Here is a 5,735-nt window from a genome sequence, read left to right on the forward strand (position 1 = left end):
ACGATCACAGGGTTGCACAAGAGTTGGGCGGCCAAGGGGACGGCAACGGCGGACGCTAGCCAGGAAGGCACCCACGCTGGAGCCCAGGAAGCGATGGGCCGCGCCAACAGGACAATTCCCAGCGTGGCCAGGACCGACAAGAGAAATCCAATGCTCGTACCAAGTGAAGAATCCAGGATGAGAAGGCCAGTCACTGCCAGGCAGAGAAAACCCAGGCTCCGGCCCCGCCGGCCGCCACTTAGCGCGCTGAGGCCGATAGCACCCATGACCGCCGCCCTCAGGACGCTCGCGTCTGGCCCCACCATCATGACAAACGCCGCCAAGCCACCAAGGGCCACGATTGCCGCGACTCCCCTGGCAAGCCTGAAGCTCCTGGCGAGGAGCACCAGACCCCCAAGAATAAGGCTGCAATTTGCGCCGCTGACCGCAGTGAGGTGGGTGGTGCTGGTGGTCTTCATCGCCTCTTCCAGGCTTTCGTCCACGCCGGTGGTGTCGCCCGTGACCATTCCAGGCAGGAGTCCGGCGGCGTCGCCCCTCAACCACTCGGCGGCCGAGGCGAATTGCTTTTTCAACTGCGCTGGACCTTGGGAAATGTCGCCGTGTGCCTCCGGCTTGTGCCGTGAGTCCGGCCGCATGGGAGGGGTCGCGGCCGCAAGAACACCGGCCTCGATTTGTCCCGGTTTTGCCTGCTTTAGCTTTCCGGCGGTTCTTACCTCCTGTCCCGTGACTACCTGGTCCCAGCCTTCGCCTCCGGTCAGCAGAATTCGCGTGCGGGAGCGGATGAGCATGCCGTCGGCCGCAATATCGATTACTTCGGCGGGTACGGCCCACCGTCCCGATCCACGTGAGTCCGTGCCTAGTTCGCGAGGATCACCCACGATCAACACGTGGATGACAACCGAGTCGCGCGCCGCCGCAGCGTCGGCAAACGGACCGTCCTGGCGCGGAACGGCTTCCGCTGCGGCGTGGGCGGCCACGGACGCTCCGAACAAGCAAGCGACTGCCAAGGTAGCGGGAAACGTCCTCAGGCTTCGAGGGGCCACGGCCCGAACTGTGAAAAGAAGACACGCGGCGACGACCAAAGCCACGCACACAACTCCGGTCCACAGCGCAGGTAGATAGGCGGCCGCAACGGAAACAGCCCACGTGAGGATAGCAGACGGGACCAATCGAAGGTCTACGCGGCCCTGGCCCACCTTGACTCCACGCACCTTAAACCGTCACCAATGGCAGAAGGGACTCCATCATCTTGGGGCCAACACCATCCACTGCATCGAGGTCCTCCACGGAAGCGAACGGGCCGTGTTGCTGCCGCCATTCGACGATGCGCTTGGCCAGGATGGGGCCGACCTTCGGCAAGGTATCGAGTTCTTCAACGGTTGCGGTGTTGAGATTGACTTTGCCGCCGGCAGAAGTCCCGGCTCCTGTGCTACCGGCTGTCGGAGTACTGCCAACTGGCCCCACAAGCTGTGACGGAGCCGCCTCCCCCATCCGCGGAACGTGGATCTTCGCCGAGTCCTCCACCAAGGCGGCAAGGTTGAGGCTGTCCAGCTGGGCTCCTGCATCCGCACCACCAGCAGCGGAGATCGCATCAAATACCCGCGCACCGGAGGGCACTCTGACAATCCCGGGATTCTTCACCGCACCGGCAACGTGGATTGTAAGTAGCTGGGCTCCATCGTGAGGTTCCGGAGCCTCGTTGACAGCGCCTGTTCTACTTCTCGTACCCGCTTCTGGGGTTCCTCCCGCATGTGAACTTCGGACGAGCGGCTCAATCGTCGGCTGCCCGGACCAGGACTGCCAGAAGAACCAAACCACCAGCAACAAACAAGGCAAAGCCAACAACAGGGCTACGCGCCATGGTGTGCGCCACCGTAGCCGCGATGGAGATCCTGCCTCTTCGGACAAGTCTTCGGTGCCTGACGGCTCCCCCGAATCGGCCATACCCGAGCCGGATATCATCAAGGTCTGCAATGGAAGCAAAGGTTCCGATTTGTTGTCGTGGCTCGGCTGCGCGACAGCCTCGTGGTCCGTCTGTGCTGCAAGACGAACAGCGAATCGGAGCCGAGCAGCACTCGCAGCATCGTCCGCGGGTGAGGCTCGGTTCCTGCGTGGCATATCCACGAGCCTAGAACGTCCGAGCCTGCGGCAGCAGCCCGGAACGGCGCTATGTGGACAGGGCCGCCGCAGAGCGCCTGTGGAGGATCAGTGGGTGCAGGACACGGCCCATTTCGGGGGTCATATCTGGAAGTAGTGGTTTCTTCGGGGTTTCCGGTGCGGGTCGGTGTGGGGCGGCGGGATGAACCACGGGATCTGCTTGCGGACCTGGCTGTGCCAGTCTTCCTTGTGGATCAGGTGGTGGTGATGGCTGCATTATGCCGATGTCCGGATTATGCCGACGTTTGCTGTTGTGGCCTGATTTGGCGGGCTTGTCTGGGATTCTTATCGGCATAATCCGGTGACGGGTGCACGCTTGCCTTTCCTCGTTTTGGAAAGGGAGAGCGTGATGGATAGTGCTTTGAACGTCGTGGTTTCTGGGCCGTTGGGCGGTTTCGGAGTCGGGTTCGCTGAGTATCTTGGCCGGCTGGGGTATGCGCCGACCTCGATCGGTTTGCGGTTGAATCTGATGCGGCATCTGAGCCGGTGGCTCGCCGAGGAAGCGGTCTCACCGGCGGCGTGCGATGCTGCCGCACTCGAACGGTTCCTGATGGGCCGCCGGGTGACGCACACGGACATGTCCTCGGCGGGGAGCCTGGCGCCTCTGGTCGCGTATCTGCGATCGATCGAGGTTATTCCAGGGGAGGAACCCGAGACCGTGCCGGAGCCTGGTCCGGTGGATCTTGTTCTGGAACGGTGGGGCCGGTTCTTGGCCGACGATCGTGGTCTGAGGGCATCGACGATCCGGTACTACCGAGAGTTGGCGCGTCCGTTTCTGCTGTCGCGGTTAGGCGGCCAGGCGCTGGATCTGGAGGGTCTGGATGCTCGGGCGGTGAGCGGGTTCGTCATGTCTCAGATTCCGGGAATGCCGGTGGGGTCGGCGAAGCTGACGGTGACGGCGCTGCGGTCGCTGCTGCGTTTCCTGTTCGCCGCCGGCCACATCGGCGATCGGCTGGATCAGGTGGTGCCGGCCCGGGCGGGGTATCGGGATTCCGGCCTGCCACGAGGTCTGACTCCCGAGCGGGTGAAGGCATTGATCGCCGCGGTCGATCCGGGATCCCGCACGGGAAAGCGTGATCTCGCGATCGTGCTCGTACTTGCCCGGCTCGGGTTGCGGGCCGGGGAGGTCGCTGCGTTGAGCCTGGACGATATCGATTGGCGGGCGGGAACGCTGCGAGTTCCCGGTAAGGGCGGGCAGAGCGATCTGCTGCCGCTGGCCGCCGATGTTGGTGCGGGGTTAGCTGCGCATCTGTCGGTCGAACGTCATCCTGCCGCGACGGGCAGGGCGTTGTTCTTCACGTCCTCGGCTCCGTATCGTCGGCTCTCCAGCGCAGCCGTCAAAGCCGTGGTCCGGTGCGCCGGCGCACGGGCCGGACTCGGGCCGGTGGGTGCTCACCGGTTGCGGCATGCTGTTGGGACGGCGACGATCAATGCCGGCGCGTCCTTGGAAGAGGTGGCCCAGCTGCTGCGGCATCGCCATCTGGCCTCGACGACGATCTACGCGAAGGTCGACCTCACCCGGTTGGCCGGTCTGGCCCGGCCCTGGCCGGGTCTCGGAGCAGGTCAGGCGGGCGGTGAGCTCCGATGAGCGCGCTTGAGTCGCTGGTGGGGGATTACCTGCGGCTGCGCCGCGGACTGGGTTTCAAGCTCGCGACCCACGAGCGTTACCTCACCGAATACCTCCGATACCTCGAGCGAAGCGGCCAGGAAACGGTGACGACGGAGAATATTCTTGGCTGGGCGAGAGCTCCGGGCGGCGCTGCCAGCTATCACGGCGCCAGGCTCTCCGTGGCGCGTTCATTCGCTCGCTGGGCGCACGCCTTCGATTCGAGTATCGAGGTCCCGCCGCGGCAGCTTCTGCCCGCTCGGTCGCCGCGGGCCGTCCCGTTCATCTACTCGGATGAGCAGGTCCTGGCGCTGCTGGAACAGGCCCGGCTGTTGCGTTCCCCGATGGTCGCGGCCACTTACCGCACGCTGATCGGCCTGTTGGCCTGCACCGGGATGCGGGTGAGCGAGGCGATCAACGCAAATCGTTCGGACCTGGACGCAGGCGTGTTGAGCGTTGCCGACACGAAGTTCGGTAAGTCCCGGCTGGTCCCGTTGCACTCCAGCGTCCTGGAGGTCCTCGCCGATTATGCGCTCACCCGTCACCGGCTGCTCGGGCCGGTCTCCACGGAGGCGTTGCTGGTATCCAGCGCGGGAACGCGGCTGATTTACAAGAATGTGCACAGGGTTTTCCATCGTCTTGTCGCCCGGGCCGGCATCACGCCGAAATCGCAGCAGTGCCGGCCGAGGATCCATGATCTGCGGCATAGCTTCGCCGTCACCACGATGATCGGCGCCTACCGGGACGGAGCCGTCCCGGCCGAGGTACTTCCCGTGCTCTCCACCTATCTGGGGCATGCGAGCCCGGGAAGCACTTACTGGTATCTGGAAGCGGTCCCCGAGCTTCTCGCCGAGGCCGGACGACGCTTGGGCCCGCTTCAGGCGGAGGAGCAATCATGACTTTGCTCGCGCCGACGCTGGAGAAGTACTTCGCCGAGCACCTGATGCGCGCTCTCGGCGCCAGCACCCACACCATCGCCGCTTACCGCGACACCTGGCGGCTGCTGCTGGCCCACGTCCACGAATCCACCGCGATCAGCCCGGACAAAATCGAGCTGACGATGCTTCACAGCGCCCGGATCACCAGCTTCATCAAACATCTCGAGCACGAACGCGGCAACAGCACCCGGACCCGGAACGCGAGACTGGCCGCCATCCGCTCCTTCTTCGCCTACGCCGCCTACCAGCACCCAGAGCACGCCGAGCTGATCGCCCGGGTCCTAGCCATCCCGCAAAAACGAGTTGACCGCAGCGATATCGACTGGCTCACCGAGGATCAGATCAAAGCACTACTGGCCGCACCCGACCGGGCTACCCGCACCGGGCAACGCGATCATGCTCTTATCCTTACCGCGATCACGACCGGGCTACGCGTCACGGAGCTGACCGGACTGACCTGGGAACACATCCACCTCGGTCCCGGAGCGCACGTCATCTGCCAGGGCAAGGGGCGAAAGAACCGAGCAACACCGCTCAGCCCGGAGAACGTGAAAACGCTCACGACCTTGCGACTGGAGCAGAGACCCTCCGAACACGACCCCGTGTTCCCCACCCGCACCGGAGCCCGGATGAGCACCGACGCAGTTGCCCAGCGAGTGAGCCTCCATGCCGTCACCGCAGCGAATACCGAGCCATCATTGAGCAGAAAGAACATCACGCCCCACGTGCTGCGCCACTCCACTGCCATGAGGATGCTGCATGCCGGTATCGAGACCTCAGTGATCGCGCTCTGGCTCGGACATGAAAGCGCCGAGACAACACAGATTTACGTCCACGCCGACCTCGCGCTGAAAGAGAAAGCCCTCGAAAGGATCCGCCCAACGAACACGCCGCCGGGCCGCTACGCTCCCGGCGACAAGCTCCTCGCGTTCCTCGAAGCCCTCTGATTATGCCGATAAGAATCCCAGACAAGCCCGCCAAATCAGGCCACAACAGCAAACGTCGGCATAATCCGGACATCGGCATAATGCAGC

The 5,735-nt window shown here is 64.2% G+C and carries 5 protein-coding genes; 3 read left to right on the plus strand and 2 right to left on the minus strand.

The features are described 5' to 3' along the window. Together AB4074_RS24420 and AB4074_RS24425 are read right to left on the minus strand one after the other, a co-directional pair. Window positions 1-1,043: ComEC/Rec2 family competence protein (locus tag AB4074_RS24420; RefSeq protein WP_441415695.1), on the minus strand; the 1,043-nt coding region annotated here is incomplete at its 3' end. A gap of 169 nt (window positions 1,044-1,212) precedes the next feature. Next, window positions 1,213-2,118 carry a helix-hairpin-helix domain-containing protein gene (locus AB4074_RS24425; protein WP_441415696.1) on the minus strand — a complete coding sequence of 302 codons (906 nt, stop codon included), beginning with the start codon at window positions 2,116-2,118 and terminating at the stop codon, window positions 1,213-1,215. 388 nt (window positions 2,119-2,506) lie between these two features. Here AB4074_RS24425 and AB4074_RS24430 point away from each other — a divergent pair, with 388 nt between their 5' ends. From AB4074_RS24430 to AB4074_RS24440, 3 genes are read left to right on the plus strand one after another with little or no spacing between them, the layout of a single operon-like run. Then, the gene (locus AB4074_RS24430) at window positions 2,507-3,745 is read left to right on the plus strand and encodes a tyrosine-type recombinase/integrase (protein WP_441415697.1); all 1,239 of its coding nucleotides are present in this window, start codon (window positions 2,507-2,509) and stop codon (window positions 3,743-3,745) included. Continuing rightward, complete coding sequence (locus AB4074_RS24435) at window positions 3,742-4,662, plus strand: tyrosine-type recombinase/integrase (RefSeq protein ID WP_441415698.1); 921 nt, start codon at window positions 3,742-3,744, stop codon at window positions 4,660-4,662. The genes AB4074_RS24430 and AB4074_RS24435 overlap by 4 nt, the downstream gene beginning before the upstream one ends. Beyond that, a complete protein-coding gene (locus AB4074_RS24440; RefSeq protein ID WP_441415699.1) occupies window positions 4,659-5,648 on the plus strand; it encodes a tyrosine-type recombinase/integrase in 990 nt (329 codons plus the stop codon). The genes AB4074_RS24435 and AB4074_RS24440 overlap by 4 nt, the downstream gene beginning before the upstream one ends. The last annotated feature ends 87 nt before the right edge of the window (window positions 5,649-5,735 follow it).

The organism is Arthrobacter sp. 2MCAF14, assembly GCF_052115645.1.
Taxonomy (GTDB): domain Bacteria; phylum Actinomycetota; class Actinomycetes; order Actinomycetales; family Micrococcaceae; genus Arthrobacter.

What these genes read in the sequence shown, in the direction of transcription:
- AB4074_RS24425 (WP_441415696.1), bottom strand. Translation starts at nt 2,118, where the DNA reads ATGCCACGCAGGAACCGAGCCTCACCCGCGGACGATGCTGCGAGTGCT.
- AB4074_RS24430 (WP_441415697.1), top strand. Translation starts at nt 2,507, where the DNA reads ATGGATAGTGCTTTGAACGTCGTGGTTTCTGGGCCGTTGGGCGGTTTC.
- AB4074_RS24435 (WP_441415698.1), top strand. Translation starts at nt 3,742, where the DNA reads ATGAGCGCGCTTGAGTCGCTGGTGGGGGATTACCTGCGGCTGCGCCGC.
- AB4074_RS24440 (WP_441415699.1), top strand. Translation starts at nt 4,659, where the DNA reads ATGACTTTGCTCGCGCCGACGCTGGAGAAGTACTTCGCCGAGCACCTG.